18 protein-coding genes are annotated in these 26,205 nt (G+C 71.6%); 7 read left to right on the forward strand and 11 right to left on the reverse strand.

What is annotated here, in order from left to right:
* The first annotated feature begins 139 nt into the window (after window positions 1–139).
* Window positions 140–1,387, forward strand: coding sequence for an MFS transporter (locus OG462_RS38520; protein ID WP_406065201.1), 1,248 nt, complete (start codon window positions 140–142; stop codon window positions 1,385–1,387).
* A 130-nt stretch (window positions 1,388–1,517) separates the two neighbouring features.
* Here OG462_RS38520 and OG462_RS38525 read toward each other — a convergent pair whose 3' ends face one another.
* From OG462_RS38525 to OG462_RS38555, 7 genes are all read right to left on the reverse strand, one after another.
* Entirely contained in the window at window positions 1,518–1,910 is a 393-nt protein-coding gene (locus OG462_RS38525; RefSeq protein WP_406065203.1) for a hypothetical protein, read from the reverse strand.
* Between the two features lie 118 nt (window positions 1,911–2,028).
* Entirely contained in the window at window positions 2,029–3,804 is a 1,776-nt protein-coding gene (locus OG462_RS38530) for a hypothetical protein (protein ID WP_406065204.1), read from the reverse strand.
* A gap of 36 nt (window positions 3,805–3,840) precedes the next feature.
* Entirely contained in the window at window positions 3,841–5,742 is a 1,902-nt protein-coding gene (locus tag OG462_RS38535) for a DUF2264 domain-containing protein (RefSeq protein ID WP_406065206.1), read from the reverse strand.
* Window positions 5,743–5,827: 85 nt separating this feature from the next.
* On the reverse strand, window positions 5,828–8,296 hold the full coding sequence (locus OG462_RS38540) for a polysaccharide lyase 8 family protein (RefSeq protein WP_406065208.1): 2,469 nt from the start codon (window positions 8,294–8,296) through the stop codon (window positions 5,828–5,830).
* 59 nt (window positions 8,297–8,355) lie between these two features.
* Window positions 8,356–9,726 carry a M60 family metallopeptidase gene (locus tag OG462_RS38545; RefSeq protein WP_406065210.1) on the reverse strand — a complete coding sequence of 457 codons (1,371 nt, stop codon included), beginning with the start codon at window positions 9,724–9,726 and terminating at the stop codon, window positions 8,356–8,358.
* Window positions 9,727–9,925: 199 nt separating this feature from the next.
* Window positions 9,926–11,023: a LacI family DNA-binding transcriptional regulator gene (locus tag OG462_RS38550; protein ID WP_406066873.1), complete on the reverse strand. Its 1,098-nt coding sequence runs from the start codon at window positions 11,021–11,023 to the stop codon at window positions 9,926–9,928.
* A 224-nt stretch (window positions 11,024–11,247) separates the two neighbouring features.
* Window positions 11,248–12,234 carry a hydroxyacid dehydrogenase gene (locus tag OG462_RS38555; protein WP_406066874.1) on the reverse strand — a complete coding sequence of 329 codons (987 nt, stop codon included), beginning with the start codon at window positions 12,232–12,234 and terminating at the stop codon, window positions 11,248–11,250.
* Window positions 12,235–12,595: 361 nt separating this feature from the next.
* On the opposite strand from OG462_RS38555, the gene OG462_RS38560 reads away from it, so the two are divergent.
* The 6 genes from OG462_RS38560 (at window position 12,596) to OG462_RS38585 (ending at window position 21,376) form a co-directional block, all read left to right on the forward strand.
* Window positions 12,596–13,597 (forward strand): ABC transporter permease, encoded by a 1,002-nt coding sequence (locus tag OG462_RS38560; protein ID WP_406065212.1) that lies wholly within the window; start codon window positions 12,596–12,598, stop codon window positions 13,595–13,597.
* Window positions 13,598–13,745: 148 nt separating this feature from the next.
* A complete protein-coding gene (locus OG462_RS38565) occupies window positions 13,746–14,606 on the forward strand; it encodes a carbohydrate ABC transporter permease (protein ID WP_406066875.1) in 861 nt (286 codons plus the stop codon).
* A gap of 170 nt (window positions 14,607–14,776) precedes the next feature.
* Window positions 14,777–16,465, forward strand: coding sequence for a hypothetical protein (locus tag OG462_RS38570; protein ID WP_406065214.1), 1,689 nt, complete (start codon window positions 14,777–14,779; stop codon window positions 16,463–16,465).
* Window positions 16,462–17,913 carry a M1 family metallopeptidase gene (locus tag OG462_RS38575; RefSeq protein WP_406065216.1) on the forward strand — a complete coding sequence of 484 codons (1,452 nt, stop codon included), beginning with the start codon at window positions 16,462–16,464 and terminating at the stop codon, window positions 17,911–17,913. The genes OG462_RS38570 and OG462_RS38575 overlap by 4 nt, the downstream gene beginning before the upstream one ends.
* A gap of 5 nt (window positions 17,914–17,918) precedes the next feature.
* The gene (locus OG462_RS38580) at window positions 17,919–20,144 is read left to right on the forward strand and encodes a right-handed parallel beta-helix repeat-containing protein (protein ID WP_406066876.1); all 2,226 of its coding nucleotides are present in this window, start codon (window positions 17,919–17,921) and stop codon (window positions 20,142–20,144) included.
* 47 nt (window positions 20,145–20,191) lie between these two features.
* Complete coding sequence (locus tag OG462_RS38585) at window positions 20,192–21,376, forward strand: Gfo/Idh/MocA family protein (RefSeq protein ID WP_406065218.1); 1,185 nt, start codon at window positions 20,192–20,194, stop codon at window positions 21,374–21,376.
* A gap of 109 nt (window positions 21,377–21,485) precedes the next feature.
* Here OG462_RS38585 and OG462_RS38590 read toward each other — a convergent pair whose 3' ends face one another.
* The 4 genes from OG462_RS38590 to OG462_RS38605 all read right to left on the reverse strand — a co-directional run bounded on the left by OG462_RS38590 (window position 21,486) and on the right by OG462_RS38605 (window position 26,192).
* Complete coding sequence (locus OG462_RS38590) at window positions 21,486–22,934, reverse strand: diacylglycerol/lipid kinase family protein (protein ID WP_406065219.1); 1,449 nt, start codon at window positions 22,932–22,934, stop codon at window positions 21,486–21,488.
* A 190-nt stretch (window positions 22,935–23,124) separates the two neighbouring features.
* Window positions 23,125–24,909 (reverse strand): bifunctional metallophosphatase/5'-nucleotidase, encoded by a 1,785-nt coding sequence (locus OG462_RS38595; protein WP_406065221.1) that lies wholly within the window; start codon window positions 24,907–24,909, stop codon window positions 23,125–23,127.
* 276 nt (window positions 24,910–25,185) lie between these two features.
* A complete protein-coding gene (locus OG462_RS38600) occupies window positions 25,186–25,743 on the reverse strand; it encodes a hypothetical protein (RefSeq protein WP_406065222.1) in 558 nt (185 codons plus the stop codon).
* Window positions 25,740–26,192, reverse strand: coding sequence for a PadR family transcriptional regulator (locus OG462_RS38605; protein ID WP_406065224.1), 453 nt, complete (start codon window positions 26,190–26,192; stop codon window positions 25,740–25,742). Before OG462_RS38605 ends, OG462_RS38600 begins: the two co-directional genes overlap by 4 nt.
* Window positions 26,193–26,205: the final 13 nt, after the last annotated feature.

Here is a 26,205-nt window from a genome sequence, read left to right on the forward strand (position 1 = left end):
GACTCGTCCCAGGGTTCACCACTGGTGGTCAGGGAGACGGATCGCCGGCACGGGGGTGAGCAGGGTTGTGCGGAGAATCCACGCGATTGCCGCAGTTCGTGCCGCTCGGTCGGCGGTCGGCGGGGATACGGTCCGCTGCATGGAAGGTGACCGGGGCGTGGAACGCGATCGTGGCACGCGACGCGATCGTGGCACGGAAGGCGATCGTCAAGGCTGGCTGCCGTGTCTGCTCGCCGGGGCCGTGTTCGTCGTGTGCATGGCCGGCACCACGCTGCCGACCCCGCTCTACCCCCTCTACCAGGAGAAGTTCGGGTTCTCCGAGCTGACGGTGACCGTCGTGTACGCCGTGTACGCCTTCGGGGTCATCGGCGTACTGCTCCTGGCGGGCAACGCCTCGGACACGGTCGGCAGACGGCCCACGCTGCTCTGCGGCCTGGGATTCGCGGCGGCCAGCGCCGTGTGCTTCCTCCTCGCCGACGCCGTCGGCTGGTTGTACGCGGGCCGACTCCTCTCGGGTCTGTCGGCCGGCCTCTTCACCGGCGCCGCCACCGCGTACGTCATCGAGCTGGCCCCACCCGGCGGCGGGTCCCGGGCGACGCTCGTGGCGACGGCCGCCAACATGGGAGGGCTCGGCTGCGGGCCGCTGCTCGCCGGACTGCTCGCGGAGTACGCCCCCGAGCCCCTGCTGCTGCCGTACGCCGTGCACCTCGGCCTGGTGGCCGTCAGCATCGTCGTCCTGCTGTGGCTCCCCGAGACCGTACGGGACCGGCGAGGACCGGGCGCCGTACGGCCGCAGCTGCCCGCTCTGCCGGCTCAGGTGCGAGCGGTGTTCGTACCGGCGGCGATCGCCTCGTTCGTGGGCTTCGCCCTCTTCGGGGTGTTCACCTCGGTGAGCCCCGCGTTCCTCGCCCGGTACCTGCACGTCGACAACCACGCCGTGAGCGGCCTGATCGTGGCACTCGCGTTCTTCGCCTCCACCGCGGGACAACTGGCCGTCGACCGCGTCGGGGTGACCCGCTCCCTGCCCCTGGGCTGCGCGGTGCTCTTCGCCGGCCTCGTCCTCCTCGCGGCGGCGCTGTACACGGACCTCCTCGCACTGGTGGCCCTGTCCGCCGTGGTCGGCGGCGCCGGACAGGGACTCGCCTTCCGTGCGGCCCTGTCCTCCGTGGCCGCGGCGGCGCCGCCGGACCGGCGCGCGGCGGTGATCTCGACCTTGTTCGTGGTCGCGTACACCGGCATCTCGATCCCGGTGATCGGCGTGGGGCTGCTGGCCGATCCGCTCGGCCTGGAGGGGGCGGGACTGGTCTTCATCGCCTGCATGCTGGTGCTCGTGGCCTCCGCCGCCGCGTATCTGATCCGACGGCAGGTACCGGCGAAGGGACCGTGAGCGGCGGGGTCCGGTACGGCGGGTCCGGTACGGCGGGTCCGGTACGGTCCGGCATGGCAGGTCCGGCACGGCAGGTCCGGTACGGCGGGTCCTGGGCGGCGCCTCCGCCCAGGAGGTCCGGTGCGGAGGGTCAGACGGCCACGAAGACATCCCCGGCGGTGTCGCGGAGGACGAAGCCGTTGTCGAGCCGGACGCGGACCCGGACCGGGATCTGACCTTCCTGGTAGGCGGTCCACGCGGGTTCCAGGGCGGCGATCTGCTCCTCCAGCTGCGCCCTGCTCCCCGGCGGCATCTGGTGGCCGAAGTCGTCGAGGAGCGACTTGAGCCGTACGTACTCGCGGACCTCCTGGCTCTCCTGCCGGTCGTCGTTCACCTCTTCGACGGTGCCCTCGGTGCCCGCTGCCAGGGCCAGGTATCCCACGACGTCACCCGGTTCCTCCGGGGATTCCGTGACCACGGTGAGTTGCCCTGTCCATGCGAGTTCCACCGCCAGCTTCACGCGCTGGCCCACCTTCGGCGTCATCGATCCTTCGTCTCTTCGCTCGGCCGGGCCACGGCCACGCACGCGCGTGGGACGGCCCTGGGAGTGCGATTATCCCCGGTCCGAGCCGTCCCACGAGCCTCCTGCGAGTCGTCCCCTCTCAGCAGGCGGGAGGTGCCGTGCCGCCGACCGCGATGCGAAGGTCCGCGCCCTGGGTGCCCACCGAGCACACCCTGACGGCCGCGTCGGCGACCTCGTCCACCAGCGTCCTGCCCACCTCCAGCGGCGCGTCGTCGGTGGTCGGCGTGGCCGGCGTCGCGTCCACGAGCCGGTTCTTCACCGTGCCGCCGGCGGTGACGATACGGACGATCACGCCGTTGACCAGGGGGTCGGTCGCGACGTAGTCGTCGTAGGGCGGAGTGGCCCGGCGGTACTCCAGGGACAGGAAGCTGCCGTCGGGGCGGGCGATCCGGAACTCCTGGGTCCCGCCCTCTCCCAGAATGCCCAGCCGGTAGCTCCCGGTGGAGGTGACGCGCGGGACCTGGGAGTCGGGTATCCAGCCGGCGAACTGCCGGTAGTCGACCGGATAGAGATGCATCCCGCCGCCGCCCATGGTGTCGGTCGGGTCGTCGCCTCCGGACACCGTGCACGCGCCGTTCACGGTCGTGACGGCGCCCGCGACCGGACAGGCCTTCAGCGTGTCGGAGTGCTGGAAGCCCAGGGAGTGGCCGAACTCATGGGTCCACATCCACGTCTTGTGCCCCACACCGTTGGAGAGGACCCAGGTGCCGGGCATGGCGGCCAGCCCCTCCCATGGACACGCCGAGTGGCGCGAGATGTCGACGAAGAGATAGTCGTACGTGTCCGGTTCGACGCCCCGCGCCCGTGCGGCGGCCCTGGCAGAGCTCAGGATCGCCGCAGACTCGCACCCGGTCGGGCTCGCCCCGAGGTCGACGTCGGTCAGCATGTCCCCCGTGAGGTCGAGCGCCCCGCCGGACACCTCCTGGAGGTAGGTCCGCAGGGACGGAGTGCCTGCCCCCAGGGTCGCCTGCTCGACGGGGGCGGGATCGACCGGTGTGGCGTCGCTCCAGTGGGTGGCCATCACCAGCGCCCGCTTCTGACCGGTGACCGGACGGGTCGGCCAGCCGGTGGAGAAGGCGGCGGCGTTCCAGAGGCGCATGGAGGTGTATTCGCCTGCGGCGGGTGTGCAGGCGCCGACCTGGACGGTGTCGTTGCCGTTGAAGGTGCGCAGGCAGTCGCCCAGTGCGGCGTCGGCGCGGTACTTGTTCTTGAGGAGGACGTAGCCGTTGCCCTGGTCGACGGCCTTCCAGAGGCGCATGGAGGTGTATTCGCCTGCGGCGGGTGTGCAGGCGCCGACCTGGACGGTGTCCTTGCCGTTGAAGGTGCGCAGGCAGTCGCCCAGTGCGGCGTCCGTGCGGTACTTGTTCTTGAGGAGGACGTAGCCGTTGCCCTGGTCGACGGCCTCCCATTGGCGCATGGAGGTGTATTCGCCTGCGGCGGGTGTGCAGGCGCCGACCTGGACGGTGTCGTTGCCGTTGAAGGTGCGCAGGCAGTCGCCCAGTGCGGCGTCCGCGCGGTACTTGTTCTTGAGGAGGACGTAGCCGTTGCCCTGGTCGACGGCCTCCCATTGGCGCATGGAGGTGTATTCGCCTGCGGCGGGTGTGCAGGCGCCGACCTGGACGGTGTCGTTGCCGCTGAAGGTGCGCAGACAGTCGGCGAGTCCGGCGTCCGCGCGGTACTTGTTCTTCACCGGCTGTGCCTGTTGTGCCTGGGGTTCCGCCTGGGGTGCCTGTTGCGTCCGCTGCGGGGGTGCCGCGATCGCCGGCGTATGGGAGAACACGGACACGACCGCGAGAAGTGCGGCCGGTGCTGCCCAGGCTCTCACCGAGGACAGGGGGGCGAACCGTCGTTTCATCTCTCCTCCAAGGGCGTGCTGTCGGATGTGCGGCCGTCAGGCCGTCAGGGATTCGCCGTCCGGGAAGGTGACCCGGATCCGGTCGTCCTCCCCCCTCTCGCAGTGGATCGCCGCGCGCAGGGCCTCGGGGTGCACCGCGTCCCGGGTCAGCACCACCAGCGTCACCTGCACGCGCGTGCGTGCCGGGTGTCCGGGAGCGTGCGGACCGGAGGCCAGGAGGTACGGCGTGGCCGAGTGCGGACCGAAGGCGTTGGCCTCGACCTCGCGGGCGATCTCGCCCTCCTCGGCCCAGCCGTACAGACCCACCACCGCACTCGTGAGCCCCGCCTCCGTCCGCGCGAGTGCCCAGCCGGGGCCCCTGAGAACGTCTGGCGGGGTGACGTCCGCGACGGCGTACCCGCCCTCGCGCACCCGCACCCCTCCGGGGGTACGCACCCGGTGCACGCGGATCTCCCAGGGGCCGTGCAAGAGGCTCGTCGACTCGACGGGGAACTCCTCGTCGTACCCGGGGAGTCGTGCCGTGTGGCGGGAGGAGGCCCGGCGCCCCTCGCAGGAGACCGGATGGATGCGGCTGCGCCGGGACGGCGTGCCGTCGATGGCGAGCAGCGCCAGATGGCTGTCCACCGTCCTCGCCCACGCGTGGGCGGCCGACTCCGGTGCCGTGGCCGTCGAGTACGCGAACTTCGCGTAGTGCGGGTCGTCCTCGCCGGGACCGTCGGGCGGGTTGTGGTCGCTGCCGTGGTTGACGAGCCGGACGATGCCGTCGTGCGCGGTGCCGTGCAGGAGCCAGCCCGGCGCCGGCAGTGCCGTGTACTGCGTGCCCTGCTCCACCGGCAGGGGCTGCTCGCGCTCGGTCCACACGGGATGGTCCGCGGGCAGCAGCAGACCGAGGAAGGCTTTGCTCGCCCAGTAGGGGGATGCCGGTCCGGAGTACGGCTGGGTCGTCGGCAGATGGGTGCCGTACCACCCCAGGGGCAGCAGCCCGCGTTCGTCCGGCACACCGCGTTCCACGAAGTGCCGCGCGGTCCCCGAGGCGAGGCGCCGCGTGAGGCCGGGGGCGAGCGGAGTGCAGTCGGCGAGGGCGCCCAGCCACACCGGCGCCGTCGCGGCGAACCGGTACGTCAGGGAACGCCCCTGGTGGACGGGTGCCCCGTCGGCGCCGAAGAACTGCGGGTACGTGGACAGGAACCGGGCGAGGCGCTCCCGGTAGACCGCACCCCGGCCGCCGTCCCCGTCCGGACCGGCGATACGGGCCCACAGCAGCGGGTACAGGTGCATGGCCCAGCCGATGTAGTAGTCGAAGTTGCGGCCGTCGCCGTCGCTGTACCAGCCGTCACCGACGTACCAGTCCTCGATGCGCTCCAGGCCGCCCTCGATGTCGTCCCGGCTGTGCGGTGCGCCGACGGAGGCCAGGAACTGTTCCGACACCACCTGGAAGAGACGCCAGTTGTTGTCCCAGGTACGGGCGCCCACGAAGCCCGAGAGCCACTCGACCACCCGCTCCTGGACCGGGGTGTCGAGCGTGTCCCAGATCCATGGGCGCGTCTCGTGCAGACCGATGGCGATGGAGGCCGCCTCCACCATCTGCTGCGAGCAGTCGGTGAGCACCGGCCAGGCTTCGGGGCCGTCACGGAGAGTGCCGGATGTCAGACCCTGCGTATACCTTTCGATCAGGTGCGGGTCGACCTTTCCGTCCGCGCCCGCGATCCGGAAGGAGGCGAGGAGAAATGAGCGTGCGTACCCTTCGAGGCCGTCCGAGACGACGCCCGACCAGCTGGAGCGGCCCGGCAGGCGGTACTGGGCGAACCCCGGGGTGGCGTACGGGACGAGCGCCTCCAACTGCCGGTCGGCGAGCGCCTCCCAGTGGGCACGCGTCCAGCCGGTACGGGGGGACAGGACGCGGTCGGTCGGGGGAAGGCGCAGATGTGGTGCGGGCACGAGGGCTCCTTTCGAGAGTCCCGACGGTCACGGGACGAGCCGGACGGTCCGAGCGACCACCGGTGGGGGCGGCGGTCCGGGGCGGTCACTGGACGAGTTCGGCCGTGTGACTGTGGCCCCGCGATCCGTCGACCCGGATGGTGAGGACGGTGCGGCGGCCCGGTGCGACGGTGACCGTGTCGTCGGCGCGGACCACGCGGCGGACACGGAAGGGGAGTTCGAGCGTGAGCTCCGTTCCTGTGCGTCCGGGGTCGGCGACCGCCACCGACACATGGCGCCCGGCGCGGCGGACGAGCACCGTGCCGGGCCCCGACAGGGAGAGGCCGCCCGCCGTTCCCGCCTGCCAGAAGTGCGCGGCGAGCAGACCGTGCCGGTGGGCCTCGACGGCCTGCACGGTGGCGTTGTTGGCGACCACCACGACGGGGCGGGAGAGCGACCAGACGCCGGTCGCCGCGGCGCTCGCGCCGGGGAGCAGCACGTAGGAGTAGGACGCGGAGGAGGGGGAGAGGCCGTGGTCGAACCAGAGGGTGAGGTAGCGACGGGTGACGGGGGTGCTGCTGCCACCCGTGTCCGCGCCGGTGTTGAGCGCACGCCAGGTGCCGGTGCGTTCCTCCCGGAGCGCGTGCAACGAGCCCGCTGCGGCGACGTCACCGCGTGGCAGACCGGGGAACACGAACCCGCCGAAGCCCTCCAGATGGGCCCAGCGGGCACCCGAGAGGTCGGCCCGCCACCCCGGCGCGTCGGGCTGTCGGCGCCCGTCGACGGTGAAGCGCTGCCGCCCGTCGGCGTGGAGGTTCCGGTTCTCGACGACCGTCTCGACGGCCCGGCCGTCGCTCGCCGTGATGTCCGAGCCGAGCGCCACGACGGCGTTGTCGAGGAAGAACCACGCCTTCCTCGCCCGCAGCGTGCTGCCCTGGGCCGCCAGTTCCATAGCGGACGCACCGAACCGGCCGTCGAGCGCCGCGCCACCCGCCACGGCGTTCACGGGGCGGTACGTGCTGGTGCCGGGGCTCGTACCGAGATCCTCGCGGGCGCGGGTGTCCACGGTCGTGCCGGGGAGGCGGTACGGGTCGACGGTCGGCCAGAACCCGTCGCCGAAGGCCGCCGGATCGTCGCCGTCGTACAGCGAGGTCATGCCGTCGCCGGTGTACCAGCCGTGCAGGTTCTCGCCGTTGCCGGCCTCGTACGCGGCGATGCGCCGGGACGACAGGGACAGCGCGCAGGCCCAGCCCGGCCGCCGGTGCACCACCCGGTCCATGTCGGCGAGGACGACATGTCCCGTCGGCCGGTCGGCGGGTCGCACCGCGGGGTCGTCGAGGACGGCCTTGGCGCGCGCGAGCGCCGGAATGCCCACGAGTCCCGTGTACGGAGTCGCCTCGTTGCGGAGGATCCAGCCCTTCGCGAGGGCCCGCCAGCGCTCGGCGTGCGCGGCGGGTGCACCCCCGGCGAGCTGCAGGATGCGGGAGACGGTGACCGCCCCGTCGTGATGGTCCCGGGCCCGCTCGCGCGAGACCGCCCGGCCCCGGACGGCGTCCATCATCACCCCGTCGAAGATCACCGGGGAGAACGACCGCTCCACCGCCTCGTACAGCACGCTCACGGCCGGATCGGACAGCGCCCACTCCGACCCCGCGAGCAGGGCGATGAGCTGCCCCGCACCACCGAGGAGCACACTGCCGTACGTCCCGGTGTAGGCGACGCTGCCGTGCTGGACGAACGACCCGTCCTCGTAGAAGCCGTCCCCGGACGTGACGTACCGGAAGAGACTGTTGCGCCCGCCGTCCCGTATGTCGGAGAGGCCGTCACGGGCGAGGACCAACGAGGCGGGGTCCCGGGCGAGGAGGCCCCGCAGCGCGACGATGACGGCCTTGTCGGCCCGGTTGGCGCCGGTCTCGGCCAGGGACGGGATGTTCGTACGCCGGTCGGGGTTCGGGCAGAACCGGGCCACGGCGGCGACGTACGCGGCGAGGTCGGCCGGCAGGAGGTGTGCGCGCAGCAGCACACAGGTGTCCATCAGTGCGCGGGGCGCGCCGATCTCCCAGAACCACCAGTTACCGGTCTCGGTGCGCCCCGGGTGGTAGCCGACGGTGCCCAGGAACCGCAGGCCCTCCAGGAGGGTGTCGAGCACGTCCTGACGGCCGGTCAGCGTGGTGCCGGGGGTGGCCCAGGCGGTCGCGATCGTGCGCAGGCGCGGATAGCTCTGGCCGAACATGCCGGGGTCGGAGGCGGGGGAGAGGTCCGCCCAGAGGGCCTTCCGGCCCTGTGTGGTGTCGAACCGCTCCCACCAGGTGGCGGCCTCGGCATCGAGGGCGTCGAGCGCGGCGGCGAAGTCCGGGTCCGCGGGGTCGAAGGCGCCGCCGGTGAGCTCCTGTTCGGCCCGGGCGAGGAGGGAGTCGTACGGATCGGCGGCGTCCGAGGCCGGCGTGGATCCGGATCCGCCCCCCGCCACCGGTTGCGACGGCGCTGTCGCAGCCGCTGCGGCGGCCCCGGGAAGGAAGGAGATGACCGGCGTGGCGCCGGCGAGCGCGAGCACGTGTCGTCTGGGGAGAGCCATGACCGGTGCGCCTCCTGCTGATCGGTCGAAGAGTGCGGGGGTGGGAGAGGGGGAGAGAGTCAGCCGGTGAGGGTGGACGGGTCGACGGCCGGCTGCGGCAGGCCCAGGGCCGCCAGCTCCGACAGGCCCTGCGCGTCGATGGGGAAGGCCCACCGGTTCACGAAGAAGTCGGTGAGGTCGCGGCCCGCCACTCGGCTGGCGTAGAGGGCGAGGTAGCGGTAGCGCTTCGCGGTCTCCGTGTAGTCCGACGCGGGGTTCTCCGCACGGACCAGCCGGTGCATCCGAGGCCAGAAGTCGGAGCCGAAGGCAAGCTCCAACTGGCGCAGGGGGACGAGCTTCTCGTACGCGCCGAAGGACTTCTCGTAGACGAGGCCGGGTCCGCCGAGCTTGGGCAGGGCCGACTGGAACGGGGTGAGGCCGGTCTTGGCATCCGGGAGGAGGAGGTTGGACGTCTGCCCCAGCGCGCGCTGCACCGCCAGGGAGTAGATGTTCACCGTGACCTCGGTGAGGCCGGTCGGCTTGTACGCCATCTGCTGGTGGGTGTGGCCGAGCTCGTGGTACAGCCCCCACCCCCGGGTGCGCAGACCCTGGACCGTGGTGGCCCGGTCCAGATAGGCGCGCGGGAAGCCGTTGTAGCCGTGGGTGGCGAAGGCGCCGACCCCGGCGGGGACGACCGACACCTCGGTGAAGTGGAAGCGGCCGGTCTTCGGCCGGTGCAGCGGCGAGGAACCGTCGAGGCCGCTGATGTCCTGCTCGGCCTGGATGATCTCTTCGAGGAGCGACAGAAGGGCCGCGTGGTCCTCGCCCCGGTGGAGGAGGGCTCCGTCGCGGGTCAGCGTCACGAGGGTGCGCGGGCCCTGGAGTTCGACCACCGGCACGTCGGTGAGGGTGTCGAGCTGACGCTGGAAATCGGCCTCTCCGGTGCGGCCGAGCGCGAAGACGGGCATCGGGCGGTATCCGTCCTTGAACCGCACGCCGGCCCGCTCGCCGCGTCCTTCCAGGGTGAAGTACACCGGCCCGCCGTGCGGATCGGTCACGGTGTTGCTGCCGGGCTTGAGCGGGTACCCGCGGGGCTCCTTGACCGTGCCGTAGTAGTCCCAGTGGCCGATCCACAGGGTCGGCACGAGACCGTCGAACGGGAGGACGTCGAAGCGCAGCGGGCTGTCGGCGGTGGCGTACTGGCCGGTGGGCTGGAACTCGCTCGCCCGCAGGGCGGACGCGAGGCGCAGGCGTTCGGCCTCGGCGGAGGGGCGTGCCGTCAGCGCGACGGTCGGCCCGGCGTGGGCGTGGGCGTGGGCCGTACCCGTACCGACGGCGAGCGTGGCACCGGCCGCGGTCATGGTGGCGAGGACCGAACGACGGGACGGGGCGGACAGGCGTGAGGAGCGCGAGGAGAAGGAGGAGGGAGGGGAAGGCGGGGGGATCTGCATCGGTGTCATCTCCTGGGGGCGAGGAGGTGCAGAAGGCGGGAGTGCGTCCCGGGAGCAGCCCTGTACTCGGCTCGGTACGAGGCGCGGGGCTCGGGGGAGCTGCGCGCCAGCATGTAAGCGTTTGCTGTCCGTCCGCAAGGGGGCAGGACGTGTTTCTGTTCGTTACTGCGTCAACAGGTCCTCGTGCACGCGGAATCGCTCAGGATCGACGGCGTTTGGCCGTGCGCGGCGGCGCCACCGAGTCGCGGACGACGATGTGGGTCCCGAGCCGCAGGGTGCCGGTCGTCGGCGCGCGCCAGTCGTCCTCGTCGCCCCCGTCGACCGCGACCCGCACGGCCTGCCGCCCCAGCTCCTCCAGCGGTACGTGCACGGTGGTGAGGCGCGGCCGTAGTTCCTGGGCCACGGGCACGTCGTCGTAGCCGACCAGGGAGACGTCCTGCGGAACGCCGATCCTGGCCTCCTCCAGGGCCTGGGCCGCACCGGCGGCGACGATGTCGTTCGCGGCGAACACGGCCGTGAACGACAGTCCGTCCCGCAGCAGTTCGTTCATGCGCCGGTAGCCGAAGGCCCGGCTGAACGCACCCGGCTGCACCAGGTCCGGGTCGTGGGCGACCCCCCGCAGCTCCAGGGCGCGCCGATGCCCGGCGATCCGGTCCCGGGTGGTGGAGAGCCCCGGAGGGCCGCCGAGGTAGAGAATCCGCTCGTGCCCCTGCGTGAGCAGATGGTCGGTGATCGCGAAGGCGCCGCCCTCGTTGTCGTACTCCACACCGACCGTGGGAACGTCCTCGCCGAGCGAGGGCCGGCCGCACAGGACCAGCTTGGAGCCTCCGGCGTCCAGATCGTGGGCGCGGCGGGCGAGTTCGGCCCGGTAGGTGCGGTCGGCGACGCTGCCGCCGACGAGGATCACGGCGTCGGCACGCCGCTCGTGCATGAGCTCGATGAAGGCCAGCTCGCGCTGGGGGTCGCCCTGGGTCGTGCAGACCAGGCAGAGCCGGTCGCCCGCCGCCGCCTCACGCTCCACACCGCGCGCGATGTACGCGTAGAACGGGTCGACGACATCGCTGATGATGATGCCCACCGTGCGGCCGGAGACGCCGGCGAGGGCACGCGCATGCGCGTTGACCACATAGCCGAGTCCCCGCATGGCCGCCTCGACGCGCTCGCGTGTGGCGGCCGCGACGGGGTAGTTGCGGTTCATCACCCGGGACACGGTCGCCGTGGACACCCCCGCGAGGCGGGCCACGTCCACGACCGTCGCCCGGCGCTGTCCGGCCGTCGTCGATTCCTGCCGGGACATCCGGTCCTCCCCCTGGAGCGTCTGGTCGTCACTGCGCGGGCCGTTCTCCGGCCCTCGCCGGGAGGCGCGGGCCCGTGGCTCCCGGGAACCGCCCCGCGCGGTGCCTCCGGACGGTCTGTCCCGCCCCGCGTCCGGACCCCAGCCTAGGCCCTGTCCGGGGGTGCGGTCGGAGGTGTGGTCGGGATGCATGGGGGTGCGGTCGGAGGCGCGGTCGGGATGCCCGGTCATGCGATCCGCTCCAGGTCCGACAGGAGTACGGGATGGCGGAGGGGGACTCCGCGCGCGTAGCGGTCGAGCTCGTCGACGGCGAGGGCCCCGAGCCGTCCCGCCTCGTTGCCCTGGGCGCCGGCCAGGTGGGGGGTGATGAACACGTTCGGCAGCTCCCACAGCGGGTGGTGGTGGGGGAGCGGCTCCGGGTCGGTCACGTCGAGGACGGCGTCGATCCGCCCGCTGACCAGGTGCGGTACGAGCGCCTCGGTGTCCACGAGCGGGCCGCGCGCGGTGTTCACGAGCAGGGCGCCGGGACGCAGGAGCGCGAGCCGCCGCGCGTCGAGGAGATGGTGGGTGTCGGGGGTGGCGGGCGCGTGCAGGGTCACCACGTCGCTGGTGGCGACGAGGGTGTCCAGGTCGGTGCGGGTCGCCCCGAGTTCCCGCGCCTCTGCGTCGCTCACGTACGGGTCGTGCAGGAGCACCTCGGCGTCCAGGGAGCGCAGCAGTTGGACGACGCGGCACCCGGTCCGGGAGGCGCCGACGACACCGACGGTGATGCCGTGGGTGCCGAGCCAGTGCATCCGGTCCAGGTCGGCCGTGGTCCGGTGCGACCTGCGGGTACGGAAGAGCTGGGCGAGCGGGAAGGCCCGCTTCGCGCCGAGGATGATCGCCGCGAGCGTGAACTCGGCGACGGGGACTGCGTTGGCGGCCGCCGCCGAGGAGACGGCGATCCCGCGTTCGTAGGCGGTGCTGCTCAGGAAGGTCTTCACGGTGCCCGCCGAGTGGATCACCGCGCCGAGCCGCGGGGCGCGGTCCAGGACGTCCGCGTCGACGGGCGGACAGCCCCATCCGGTCAGCAGCACCTCGCAGTCGGCGAGCGCGGCCGTCGTCGCGGGGCTTTCGAACTCCTCCACGGGGAAGGGAAGTCGCAGGTCGGCGGCTTCCTCCAGTCGCGCTCGTACGGCGGGTGGGAAGACGTCGTCGAGCAGGGCGGGGTCCATGGCGAGGAGCGTCCGCGGGCGGCGGGGGAGCGGGGGCGCCCCGCCGTTCACGCCGGGCCGCGCCGACGGTTCGTCAGAGGTTCGCACCATGCCTCCGGATAGTAAACGTGTACTACAGATGACTGCGCACGCTAGGGACAGTTGCCCGGGACCGTCAAGCAATCCCTCATTCCTGGGCGTGTATTGGCCATCAGACAGCCGGAATGGCCAGGAAACAGGGCTAGTTGGTACTGCTTCGTCGCTAAGTGAATCGCGAACGGTTCCCCACTCGCTCTTGACTCCTGGGTTAACCGCTTACTACGTTGCCGCCGCAGAACGTCACATCGACTTCCCTGCGCCACCAGCCGAACAGGACTCCTCCATGGCTGACACAGCACCCCCGCTGCCCCTGAAGGGCCGGCGGCAGGACGCCGGGGCGACGGCACCGCCCGTCGCCCTCCGCGGGAAAGCGACCCTCTGGCAGCGGATCAAGCGCGACAAAGTGATGCTGCTGCTCTGCCTTCCGGGCCTGCTCTACTTCCTCGTCTTCCACTACGTACCACTGCTCGGCTACATCACGGCGTTCCAGGACTACCAGCCGTACCTCGGGTACGCGGACAGCGCCTGGGTGGGCCTGACCAACTTCACGACGGCCTTCGCCGAACCGGCCTTCTGGTCCGCGGTCCGCAACACGCTGACCATCGCCCTCGTCGAGCTGGTCTTCTTCTTCCCGCTGCCGATCGCCCTGGCGCTGCTGCTCAACAGCGTCGTCAGCGACAGGCTCCGCCGCTTCGTGCAGAGCGTCGTCTATCTGCCGCACTTCATCGGCTGGGTCATCATCGTCTCGATCTTCCAGCAGGTCCTCGGCGGCGCCGGCGTCCTGCCCGAACTGCTCGACTCGGCCGGCCTGCCCCGGTACGACATGATGAGCGACCCGGACGCCTTCCCCTGGCTGCTCACCCTCCAGCTGGTCTGGAAGGACGCGGGCTGGGGCACGATCATCATCCTCGCCGCGCTGCTCACCATCGACCGGCAGCAGTACGAGGCGGCAGCCATCGACGGGGCCGGCCGGCTCCGGCGCCTGTGGCACGTCACCCTGCCGGGCATCGCGCCCGTCGTGATCCTGCTGCTCATCCTCAACCTCGGCCAGATCCTCTCGGTCGGCTTCGAGCAGATCCTGCTCCAGCGGGACGCCGTCGGCCCGGAGGCGGGCGAAGTCCTCGACACCTACGTCTACTTCCACGGCATCAAGGACGGCGACTGGGGTGTCTCGGCGGCCGTCGGCCTCGTCAAGGCCGTCGTCGGCACCGTGCTCGTCCTCGGTGCCAACAAGCTCGCCCACCACTTCGGCCATGAAGGGATCTACCGTGGCGCCGATCGCTGAGACCTCCCGCGCGGCCGAGACCCCCCGTGGCGCGGAGAGCCCCCGCCCCGCCGCGCCGTCCGGCCTCGCCGAGACCCCCCGCGCCCCCGGGAGCCCGCCGCGAGCCGCCGCGAGAAAGACCCGCGTCGCCGCCGGCCGACCCCCGTGGATGGAGCGCCCCACCCGTATCGGCCTGGCCGCCAAGGGCCTCGCCCTCACCCTCGTGGTCGCCGCCGTCGCGTACCCCCTCCTGGGTGTGATCGGCACGAGCTTCGCCTCCCAGAGCGACATCATCAGGTCCGCGGGCCTCGTCCTCTGGCCCGACCACCCGACACTGGACGCGTACCGCACGATCTTCACCGGCGGCGTCGTCACCCGCGCCCTGCTCGTCAGCATCGGCGTCACGGTCGTCGGGACCGGCTGCGCCCTGCTGCTCACCATCGGGATGGCCTACGGTCTGTCCCGGCGCGATGTCGTCGGCTCGCGCGTCATCCTGATGACCGCGCTCTTCACGATGCTCTTCAACCCGGGCGTCATCCCGAACTTCCTGCTCGTCAACGAACTCGGCCTCTACGACACCTTCGCCGCCCTGGTGATGCCGACCCTGGTCAGCGCCTTCAACCTGGTCGTCCTCCGCTCCTTCTTCATGAACCTCCCCGAGGAGCTGTACGACGCGGCGAGGGTGGACGGCGCGGGCGATCTGCGCATCCTCCTGCAAGTCGTACTGCCGCTGTCCAAGGCCGTCATCGCCGTCGTCAGCCTCTTCTACGCGGTGACGTACTGGAACGCCTTCTTCAACGCCATGCTCTACCTCGGCGACAGCGAGAAGTGGCCCCTGACGATGGTGCTCCGCACCTTCGTCCTCCAGGGCCAGAGTCTCGACAGCGCCGTCGCCGGCGAGTCCGTCGCCCCTCAGCAGTCGGTCCAGATGGCCGTGCTCGTCGTGGCCGTCCTCCCGATCCTCTGCGTCTACCCCTTCCTGCAGCGCTACTTCACCAAGGGTGTGCTCACCGGCGCCATCAAGGGCTGAGCCCCTGCGGCGCCCTTCGGCGTGGCCCTCGCCCCCGCCCCTCGCTCCTTGCTCCTTGCCTCTCGCGACCGCCCCTCGCTCCTTGCCTCTCGCTCCTCGCTCCCTGCCTCTCGCGACCCGCCCCTCGCTCCCCACTCCCCGCCCTTCGTCCTTCGTCCCAGGAGTTCCCCATGCCCCGGTCCACTCCCCCCACCCCACTCGACCGCAGAACACTCCTCCGCCTCGGGGCCGGCGTCGGCCTGGGCGTCGCCGCCGCACCCCTGCTCACCGCGTGCGGGGGCAGCGGGGCCGCGGCGGAGAAGGCGTCGGTCAAGAGCGGCTCCCTCCTGCCGAACACCGTCCTGCGCGACCTCGGCATCACCCCCGACCACCCCGGCACCGCCCAGGGCGTCCCCCAGGGGTTCACCCGGTACCCGGCCAAGCCGGTCCGCTCGGTCCCGGGCACCCCGCTCAAGGGGGCCAGGACCATCACCGCAGCCCTGGAGACGTTCGCGCCGCCCGCCCCCGGACGCGACGAGAACGTCGCCTGGCAGGAGATCGAGAAGCGGCTGGGGACCAGGGTCGACATCCAGGCGGTCGCCGCCGACGACTGGCCCACCAAGTTCTCCACCATGGTCGCGAGCGACACCCTCACCGACATCTTCATGTACCCCGAGACGGGCGGTGTCGACCACAAGGCCGCGTTCCTCGCGGCCAAGTGCGCCGACCTCACCCCGTTCCTCTCCGGCGACAAGGTCAAGGACTACCCGAACCTCGCGGCGATCCCCAGGGGCGCCTGGCAGGGGTCCATCTACGGCGGCAAGCTGTACGGCATCCCGATCGCGCGCGCCGGCACCGGCGGTGCCGGGTACTACCGCCACGACCTGTTCGCCGAGGCCGGGGTCACCAGCCTCGACCAGATCGGCGATATGGACCGTTTCTTCGAGCTGTGCAAGGAACTGACCCGCCCCAAGGAGAAGCGGTACGCCATCTCCGCCGGCGTCACCACCCTGATCGCCATGTCGTACGGGGCCCCCTCCTACTGGAGCATGGACGCGACGACCGGGAAGTTCACCCTCGACCTGGAGACGGACGAGTACCGGGCCGCGATCGAGATGGCGGCCAAGCTGTACAAGGCGGGCTGCTACTACCCGGGCACCGTGCAGATGTCGGGCGCCCAGAAGGCCCAGTACACCGACCTGTTCAAGAACGGCCGCGCGGCCTACGTCTTCGACGGCTGGCCCGCCTACCTCACCCCCAGCACCGGGTACCTCGACGCGATGGCCGCGATCGACCCCTCGTACGACGTCCGCCCGATGACGCCGATCGGCAAGGACGCCGTCGCGTGGAACAACAACGCGCGGCTGAGCGAGTGCTTCGTCAAGAAGGCCGACGCGGGCCGGGTCAGGGAGATCCTCCAGCTGGCCAACTGGGCCGCCGCACCCTTCGGCACCGAGGAGTACACGCTGATCGCCTACGGAGTCGAGGGCACCGACCACACCCGGGACGGCAAGGGCGCTCCCCTCCTCACCGAGCAGGGCAGCCAGGACGTGGCCGTCCCCTGGCGGATGCTGGCCTCGGCCACACCCGCCCTCTACTCCGCCGCCAACGCGCAGGGCGTCAAGCATCTGCACGACGCCTACGCACGGCTCATCCCCAAGATGATCCCCGACCCCACGGCCACCTACTCCTCGCCGACCTGGGACTCCAAGTCGGCCGGCACGCTCAACACCCTCAAGGGCGACTGGATCAAGGACATCGTCACCGGCCGCAAGCCCATGAGCAGCTACGACGGCCTCGTCAAGGAGTACCGCGCCAAGGGCGGCGACCAGGCCCGCCGCGAGTTCGAGGAAGCAGCCCAGAAGGGAACGAAGCAGTGACCCGCACCCTGCGCGCCACCATCGCCACCGTCGCCGCGACGGCCGCGCTCGCCGTCGCCGTCCCCGCGCACGCCGTCGACACCCGCCCCTTCGACCCCGAGCCCGGGGCGGCGGGCGCCGGGGACCCGCTGTTCCCCACGCTCGGCAACGGCGGGTACGACGTACGGCACTACGACCTCTCCTTCGACTTCACCCCGGTCACATACGACTTCACCGGCACCATGAAGATCAGCGCCAGGGCCACCCAGGACCTGTCGTCGTTCAACCTCGACATCGACTCCCTCGCCGTCGACGCCGTCACCGTCGACGGCCAGGACACGGCCTGGGCCGTCTCGCCCGGCAGCAGCGGCCAGGAGCTCACCGTCACCCCCGAGGCCGGACTGCGCGACCACCGCCCCTTCGACGTCACCGTCACCTACCACGGCAACGGGAAGACCAAGCCGATCGGCGCCCCGGGCTGGCGTCACATCAGCGACGGCGGCTTCGCCTCCGCAGCCCAGGCCTCCCGCGCCGACACGTTCGCCCCCGTCAACGACACCACCATGGACAAGGCGAGCTGGACCTTCCACCTCACCGCCCCCGACGGCTACACGGCAGGAGCCAACGGCACCGCGACCGGCTCCCGCCCGGCCGGCCCCGGAAGGACCACCTGGGACTTCCGGCTCGACGCCCCCATGGCCCCCGAACTCCTCGGCATCTCCGTCGCCCGGCAGACCGTCCTGACCGGCCGGGGCCCGCACGGCGTCCGACTCCGCCATTACGTCCCCGAGGACCAGGTCGCCACGTACCGGCCGATCGTCGAGCGCACCGCCGGGCAGATCGCCTGGCTGGAGGACACCCTCGGTGTCCGCTACCCCTTCGACACGTACGGGATGCAGATCGTCCGCGACGGCTACGGCGACGCCCTCGAGAACCAGACCCTGTCCCTCTTCGGCCCGAACTGGTTCAAGAACGCCGCCACCTCCCCGACGTACACCAACGTGATGATCCACGAACTGACCCATCAGTGGTTCGGGGACTCGGTCACCCCCACCACCTGGCAGAGCGCGTGGCTCAACGAGGGCCCCGCCGTCTACTACGCCGCTCTCTGGGCCGACCAGCAGGGCACCGCCTCCCTGCAGGAGAAGATGAAGGCGGCGTACACCAAGCTCGACGCGGTCCGGAAGACCGACGGCCCGCCCGGACTGCCCACCGCACTCGGCGGCTTCAACATCTACGACGGTGCCGCCGTCGTCCTGTACGCCCTCCACCAGCAGGTCGGACAGGAGGAGTTCGACGCGATCATCACGTCCTGGCTGAAGAAGCACCGCCACGGCAACGCCGACTCGCAGGACTTCATCGACAACGCCGTCCGCGTCACGCACGACGACTCCCTGCGTACCTTCCTGGAGGCATGGCTCTTCGGTACGGAGAACCCGCCCATGCCCGGACACCCGGACTGGGCGTGAGTGCGATGCGGCGCATCCGTGTCCTGACCTTCCTGACAGCCCTGGCCGCCGGCCTGCTGACGAGCGCGCCGCCGGCGTCCGCCACGTCCGGACCGGCTCCCAAGGTCCTGCACGCCGCCCCGGACGGCTCGGGGTCGACGTGCAGCACCGGCCGTCCCTGCTCCCTCACCGGCGCGCGTGACGCCGCGCGCCGGATCGGCGGCCGTGACGTACGCGTCGAACTCGCCGACGGCACCTACACGTTGACGCAGCCGCTGACCCTGGGGGAGGAGGACTCCGGCCGCGACGATCGCACCGTCACCTGGACGGCGGCCGAAGGTGCCACCCCCGTCCTCTCCGGCGGACGCGCCCTGACCGGCTGGGCCGCGAACTCGGACGGCACCTGGACCACCCGCGTGCCCGAAGGCGTCACCCCGCGCCAGCTCTTCGTCGACGGCGTCCGGGCGGTCCGGGCACGCGGCGCGTCCTGCCCGGCCGCCGTCTGCGACGCGACGAAGACGGCCATGACGGGCGCCGTCGCCACCGGCATCGCGGACTGGGACCGCCCCACCGATGCCGAGGCGGTCATCAAGGTCCGATGGCGCACCTACCACTGCCGCATCACCGGCGTCGAAGGCGACCTGCTGACCTTCGTCCAGCCGTGCTGGTCGAACTCCGTCTCCGGTACGGACCGCACGGGCCCCGCCTGGGACACGACGACCGTCGACTCCACCCGCTTCGCGAAGGTGGCGCATTTCGAGAACGCGGCCGAACTCCTCGATGAACCAGGCGAGTTCGTATGGAACTCGACGCTGCGGACGGTCACCTACCTCCCCCGACACGGCGAGGACATGCGTCACGCGCGCGCCGTCACCCCCGCGACCGAGCGGCTGCTCGTCCTCGACGGGGCCCACGACGTACGCATCGAGCGCCTCGCCCTGCGGTACGCGGCCTGGGAGCAGCCGAACACCGACGAGGGGTACGCCGGCACCCAGGCCGGACTCACCCTCACCGGAGCCACCGGCCCCGTCGACCACGCGGGCCGCCACTACACCAAGCCCGCCGCCGCCCTCACCGTCCGCGGCGGCCGTGACGTCCACGTCGACCGCGTGGACTTCAGCCGCCTCGGCGGCGCCGGTCTCGTCCTGGAGGACGGCACCAAGGACTCGACGGTCACCCGCTCCCGCTTCACCGACCTGTCCTCCGGCGCCGCCTACATCGGCGACACGGAGCCCCTGCCGGACGCGGAGCGCGCGGGGGAGCGGAACACCCTCGCGTACAACACCATCCGGCGCACGGGCGTGGAGTACACCGACTCCGTCGGCATCTGGGCGGGGTACGAGGCCGAGCTCACCGTCGACCACAACACCCTTGCGGACCTGCCGTACTCCGGCATCTCGGTCGGCTGGGGCTGGAACCAGCCGGAGGCCCGTACGTCCGTCCTGCGCGACAACCGGATCACCGCCAACCGCATCACCGACGTCATGCGGGTGGCGGACGACCAGCACGACGGCGGCGCCGTCTACACCCAGGGAGCCCAGCCCGGCACGATCGTCTCCGGCAACTACATCAACCGCAGCGCCTACGGCAACACCGAGCGCGACGGAAACGGCGTCTACCTCGACGAACAGTCCAGCCACATCCGGGTGGAGGGCAACGTGATCACCCGCGTCGGCTACAAGTGGGTCTCCAACTGGGCCGACTACGGCATCGACAACCACGCCACCGGCAACTGGACCGACACCGCCGCACCCGCCCTCACCGGCACCGGCTCGACCACGACGGACAACCACACAGCGCTCGACCGGCTTCCCGCCGAGGCACTGGAAGTGGCCCGCGCGGCGGGCGCGGACGGCCGGGGCCACGTCGAACACCTCCGGCCCGATCTGGCGCGCTCGGCCACCGTGACCCAGTCCTCGACCGACGGCGCCGCCGCCGCGTACGCCGTCGACGGCGACACCACCACCGACACGCGCACCCTCCCGGAACCGGGTGCCTGGTGGCAGGCCGACCTCGGAGCCGTACGCCACGTCGGCCAGGTCGAACTCTGGAACAACACCTCCATGACGACCGCCGACGTCGACGTCCAGCTCGCCACGGCACCCGACTTCAGCGACGCGACGACGATCCACCTCACCGGGAAGGCGCTGCGGCCCACCCTGGTGGACACCGACACGGAAGCCCGCTACCTGAGGATCGTGCACCGCGGCACGGGCCGCGTGGCCCTCGCCCACGTCCTGGTCCATCCGTGACGCGCGACCGACCCACAGGCTGCCTCACGGCCCGGAAAGGAACGACCATGACCGACCTCCGCCTCGGTGTCCTCGGCTACGGACTGCGCGGCTCACTCGCCCGTACGGCCCACCGCCCCGGCACCGGCTCACGGGTCACCGCCCTCGCGGACCACGACGCCCGGGCCCGGGCGGAGGCGGCCCCGGCCTTCCCCGGCGCGCGGATCCACACCGACCACCGCGCGATCGTCGAGGACCCCGACATCGACGCCGTCCTCGTCCTCACCCCCGACCACACCCACGCCGACCTGGCGTGCGAGGCCCTCAAGGCGGGCAAGCCCGTCTTCGTCGAGAAGCCGCTCGCCATCGACATCGAGAGCTGCGACGCGATCCTGCGCACCGCGTACGAGACGGGCACCCGCCTCTACGTCGGACACAACATGCGCCACATGCCGGTGGTCCGGTTGATGCGGGACATCATCGGGCGCGGCGAGATCGGCACGGTCAGGACGATCTGGGTCCGCCACTTCGTCGGCTACGGCGGTGACTGGTACTTCAAGGACTGGCACGCCGAACAGCGCTACACGAACGGGCTGCTGCTCCAGAAGGCCGCCCACGACATCGACGTCCTGCACTGGCTCGCCGGCGGGTACGCCGAGCAGGTGCAGGCGCTCGGCGACCTCATGGTCTACGGCGACAACCCGCACCGCCGCGCCCCCGGCGAACCCAAGCACGACGACTGGTACACGAAGGACGGCCACTGGCCGCCGCACACCCAGCGCGGACTCAACCCGGTGATCGACGTCGAGGACGTGTCCCTGGTCAACATGCGCCTGGACAACGGCGTCCTCGCCGCCTACCAGCAATGCCACTTCACCCCCGACTACTGGCGCAACTACACGGTCATCGGCGACGCCGGCCGTCTGGAGAACTTCGGCGACGGGCCCGGCGGAGCGGTCCGGGTCTGGAACTCCCGCCGCTCGGGCTACCGCGCGGAGCCGGACGCCGAGTACCCCGTACCCGCGGCGGAGGACGACGCGGGGCACGGCGGCGCCGACCCCCTCCTCGTCGACGAGTTCGTCCGCTTCGCCCGCGACGGTGGCCGCACCGACACCTCGCCCGTGGCCGCGCGCATGTCCGTGGCGGCGGGCGTTCGGGCGACGGAATCCCTGCGCGGGGGTGGCGCGCCCCGAGCGGTCCCGCCCCTCGACCCGGAACTGATCGCGTACTTCGCCCGCGGCCAGACCCGGTGACCAGCCGGAGGGGGTGCGCGGTGAGGATCCCGGTGATCACTGCCTGGAGGATCCCGGCGAGCGGCTGTCAGGATGGCTGCACGTTTCTCGAACGCGATTCGAGATCGTGTCAGCTGTCCTGTCCTGCGGAGCTCCGCTGCCGGCGGCCGAAGGCGAGGTCGAGGAGCCGGCGCCAGTCCACGGGCGGGGCGGGGACGACGACGCCGGGGCGGTCGCGCGGCACCAGTACCCGCAGGGCGCCCGGCCGCAGGGTGCACACGACCGGTGTGGACATGCGCAGCGCCTCGCCGTCCACCGCGACGGGAATGTCGCCCGTACCGGCCGAGCCCGCGTCGGGCCTGTCCCTACCGGAGTCGCCGGCACTGGAGTCGTCCGTACCGGAATCGCTCGTGCCGACGGACCTCACCTCGACCCGCCGGGCGGACGTGACGGTCAGGCCGGTGGACTGCGAGCCGCGCACCGCGAGGTCAGCGGCCTCCGCCGCGCTCTCCACCCGGATGCCCAGCACGCCCAGTTCGCCGTCGTCGAGACTGGCTCGGCGGCCGCCGCCGCCCAGCACGTCGGGTGAGGTGTACGCGTTGTTGCTGACCAGGAGCGCCTGCTGGGACGAGAGCGTCGTGCCGTCGATCCGCGCGTCGAGCCGCCGCACCCCTTCACCGACCAGCAGGTCCGGGATGAGGGTCAGGGCCGTGCCCGCCTTGTCGTCCCGGTACTCGGGGCGTTGCACGACATCGGCGTAGACCCCGAACGACACGGTGTTCACGAAGGCCCGGCCCCCGACGTCACCGAGGTCGATCCGGAGTTCCTCGCCGTCCGTCAGCGCGTCGAGGCAGCGGGCCGGGTCGGCACGATCGAGGCCGAGGTCCATCGCGAAGTGGTTGCGGGTGCCGGCCGAGATGACGAGGAACGGCAGGTCGTGTTCGGCGGCGACCGCCGCGACCAGGGCCTGGGTGCCGTCTCCACCGGCGACGCCGAGCAGGTCCGCTCCCCCGGCCACCGCCTCGCGGGCCAGCGCGGCCACGTCGGCCGGTGCGGACGGATCGAGCACGGTGACCCGGGCGCCCAGTGCCTCTGCCCGCTCGACCAGTCCGAAGCGGCCGACCTTCCCGCCCCCCGACTTCGGATTCATGATGAGGTACGCCCGCCGGGGCCGGGCAGCGGCGAACGTCCGGCTCGACCGCCGGGGACGTGCCCTGCGCAACGCGGCCCGGGCGCAGGCCAGCGCCACGGCCCAGCACAGGACCAGCACCAGTGCCGTCCGCCAGAGACCGTCCTGCGTGAAGAGCACCACGACGCCGACCGGCGCGGCGACGGCGACGAGCGCCCCGATGAGGCGGACCGCGCCGTGGTGCGCCAGGAACCACCACAGGCCCGCGGCGCAGACGACGAGCCCGAGGAGTCCGGCCACGACGACCACAAGGCCGCCGTCGCCGACCGCGAGCACCAGCACGACCAGGGAACCGATCGCCGCCAGGACGGCCAGACGGGCCAGCAGCCGCGCGGCGGCACCCCCGCCGGATCCCGTCGCCCGCGTCCCACCCCTGCCGTCCTGGCCCATTCCGTGTCCCGCCTCTCAGCCCGGTCCGTGCCACCAGCGTTCACGGTCCGGGACGGGCGGGCATCCCTGCCGGGCCGTGCGGGTGAGACGAGTGAGGCCGTGCTCGCCCCCGACGCGCCCGGGGCGGAACGGCCGCGCCGGGCGAGACCGGCTCCTTCGGTCTCGCCCGGCGCGCGGGGTTCCGGTCCCGTCAGTCCTTGATGCCGACGCGGTTCAGGGGCGCCGGGGAGATCGTCCCGTGGGCCCGGAGGTAGTCCACGAAGCTCTCGTGGTCGGCCCCGTTGCGGACCGGGGAGGTGTAGCCGGCGAAGCCGCTGTAGCCGTCCGCTCCTATGACCGTGTACGCGAGCGCGGCCACCCGGTAGGTGCCCTCGGGGTCCAGCGGCCGGCCGTCGATCAGCACGTCGGCGGGCGCGACTCGGTCGCCGACGGGGCGCGCCGGGTCGTAGCGGTAGGAGACGTTGTGGGACACGGCGAGCGGGGCGGACCTCACCGTCCCGTCGGCCTGCGTCTGCCACTGCTGTTCGAGGATCGCGTCCAGCTGGTGTCCCTGCACACCGACGGTGAGAACCGGGTTTCCGTAGCCGTAGACGTTCCAGGACTCGCCGAACAGGACGCGGCCGTCCGCGTCGGCGGGGTGGCTCCCCTTGGCGTACGGCAGGTCGCCGCGTACGGCGTTGCTGCCCTTGACGGGCCGCGCCGCGATCAGGGCCAGATCGGCCTGCCCCTGGGACGTGCGGTTGGCGTTCCAGTACTGCACGTCGGCGTACAGGTCGGCCGCCGTGCTCTCGCCCGCGGCGTTCGGCGTACGGGTGAAGGAGCCGGTCTGTCGGGCGAGCGGTTCGGCGAACCGCTCGGCTCCGCGCGCGGCCCAGTGGTCGACGATCTTCTGGACGGCGGGGTCCGGCGCCACGTCACGGGTCACCGCGTGGTTGACGGACCAAGTGCGGTCCCTGAGGACATCGCCGGTCTTCGGATCGAGGGACAGATTGATCTCGCTGACCAGCGCGCCGTGGTTGCCCGCCTCCACGACCGGGCGCGGCACGCCGTCCGGGTCGGGCACCATGCAGTTGAAGCGCGAGTGCCAGTCTCCGGTGACGATCGCGTCGATCTCGGGGGAGACCTTCTTCGCCAGCTCGATCACCGGCCCGTAGGCGGAGTCGCACACGTTGTAGCCGGAGGTCGCCGCCGACTTCGGCGAACCGCCCTCGTGCACGTTGAGGACGATGGCCTCGACACCGCGGCGCTTGAGCTCCTTGGTGTAGCGCTCGATCGTCTCCGCCTGGTCGAGTGCGCGCAGGTGCGGCTGGAAGGACGTCGAGCCGGTGACGGTGGCCTCGACCGTGGTACTGAGGAAGCCGACCGGGACGCGTCTGCCGCCGGGGGCGCGGAACCATTCGATGCGGTACGGGTCCACGACCGGGCGACCGGTCCGCGAGGAGACGATGTTGCCCGACTGGAAGTCGAAGTTCGCGCCGTGGAAGCGCCGTCCGGTGGAGTCCGTGAAGCAGCTGTCCACGCCGACCGTGCCGAAGCAGACGCCGTCCTCCACGTGCTTGACGAGGAAGTCGGGGGACACGTCCAGCTCGTGGTTGCCCACGGCCGAGAAGCGCAGGCCCAGCTTGTTGAGGACCTCGATCGTCGGTTCGTCCTGGAAGGCGTCCACTTCGAATGGCCAGCCGGAGAAGCTGTCACCGGTGGAGAAGAAGACGGAGTTGGGGTGGCCGGACCGCAACTGCCGGAGATGGGTGGCGAGATAGGCGGCGCCACCGACGGTGACCGAGGTGCCGTCTCCCGCCGGGACGGAACCGCCCTGGCCGGGGGTGGGTGGCTGCAGATAGCCGTGGAAGTCGGTGATGCTGAGGAGTTGGACATCGACAGTGGTGTCTGCGGCGGCCGGTGCGACGGACAGCGCGCCGCCGATGAGGGCGGTGCCCGCGGCGATGACGCCGAACCGGCGAAGAAGGTTCCTCAAGGCGATGACTCCTTCGGAGTGGGACGAGCGGACTCATCTCAACTCCCTTGGATGTCATGGCCATGAACGTCGTCCGGCGCTCCAAGGCATGGGGAATGACCGGGCATCAGCGCAGCGCGGCCGGCCACGCGGGTGGGCGGAGGAAACGCGAATCGGGCGTCCGACAGGCCAACTTTCGTGAACCCGGAGACGAAATCGGTTCTCGGAAGGGGGCGGGACCGGACACCGCTTCCTGATCCGTCCTGATCCGGCCTGATCGGCAGGACGCCCCTGGGCTCAGGACTCCTTCGGCGGTGAGGCGCGCCGTTCGGCGACGAGGTACGCGATGCCCGGCAGCGTCAGCAGGGCGCTGCCCCACAGGGGCAGGAGGAACAGGGTCTCTTCGCCGGTCAGCTTCTTCGTCAGGTACAGGACCGGCAGTCCGACGACGAGTGCCACGATCCAGCTCCTGCCGAAGCCGAGGGAACCCCGGCGCAGTTCGAGGAGCACGGTGACGACGCCGATGCTCAGCCAGAAGGCCAGCCGCCCCGCGTCGAGGTCCACGACCGTCGTCCAGTGGATGAGGTGCGAGACGAGCAGGAGCCCGCCCATGACGAAGGGGATCATCGCCACCATCCGCAGTACGCGCCGGTGCAGCGGCATCCGGGCCCTGGCCCAGGACGCGGCGAAGGCCTTGACGTCCCGGCCGACGACGTCCTGCGGAGTGCGGCCGGCCGCCGCGGCGTCCTCCAGGTGGGCGGTGAGCTCGGCGAGCATCTCGCGTACGGACGCGTCGTCGATACCCCGGTACTCCCAGTTGCTGCGGCAGACCGCGAGCACGCGCTCGTTCGTCATGGTGTCGATTCCCCCGTGGGTCGTTCGGTGTCGGTCGTTCCGGTCGTTCCGGTCGGCTGCGTCGTCCCCGACGCCTCCGCCGCCTGCGCCGTCCTGGCCGGGCCGGCGAGAATCCGGTCGGCCTGTGTGGTGAACCCCGTCCACACGTCCCGCCCGTGTTCCAGTTCGGCCCGGCCGGCCTCGGACAGCCGGTAGTACTTGCGCGGCGCCCCGCCAGTGGACGACGGGGCGCGGAACGGCTCGACGAGCCCCGCGCGCTCCATCCTGGCCAGCAGGGGGTAGATGCTGCCCTCGCTCACGAGCTCGAGCCCGCTCTCGGTGAGCGCCTCCACGAACTCGTAGCCGTAACGCGGTCGTTCGGCGATCAGCGACAGCAGACACAGGTCGAGCACACCGCGCAGAAGCTGGCTGCGCCGCTGGTCACCGGCTGTCGACAGCTCCTTTGTCATGCGGTGCATGATA

This window comes from Streptomyces sp. NBC_01077 (genome assembly GCF_045162855.1).
Taxonomy (GTDB): domain Bacteria; phylum Actinomycetota; class Actinomycetes; order Streptomycetales; family Streptomycetaceae; genus Streptomyces.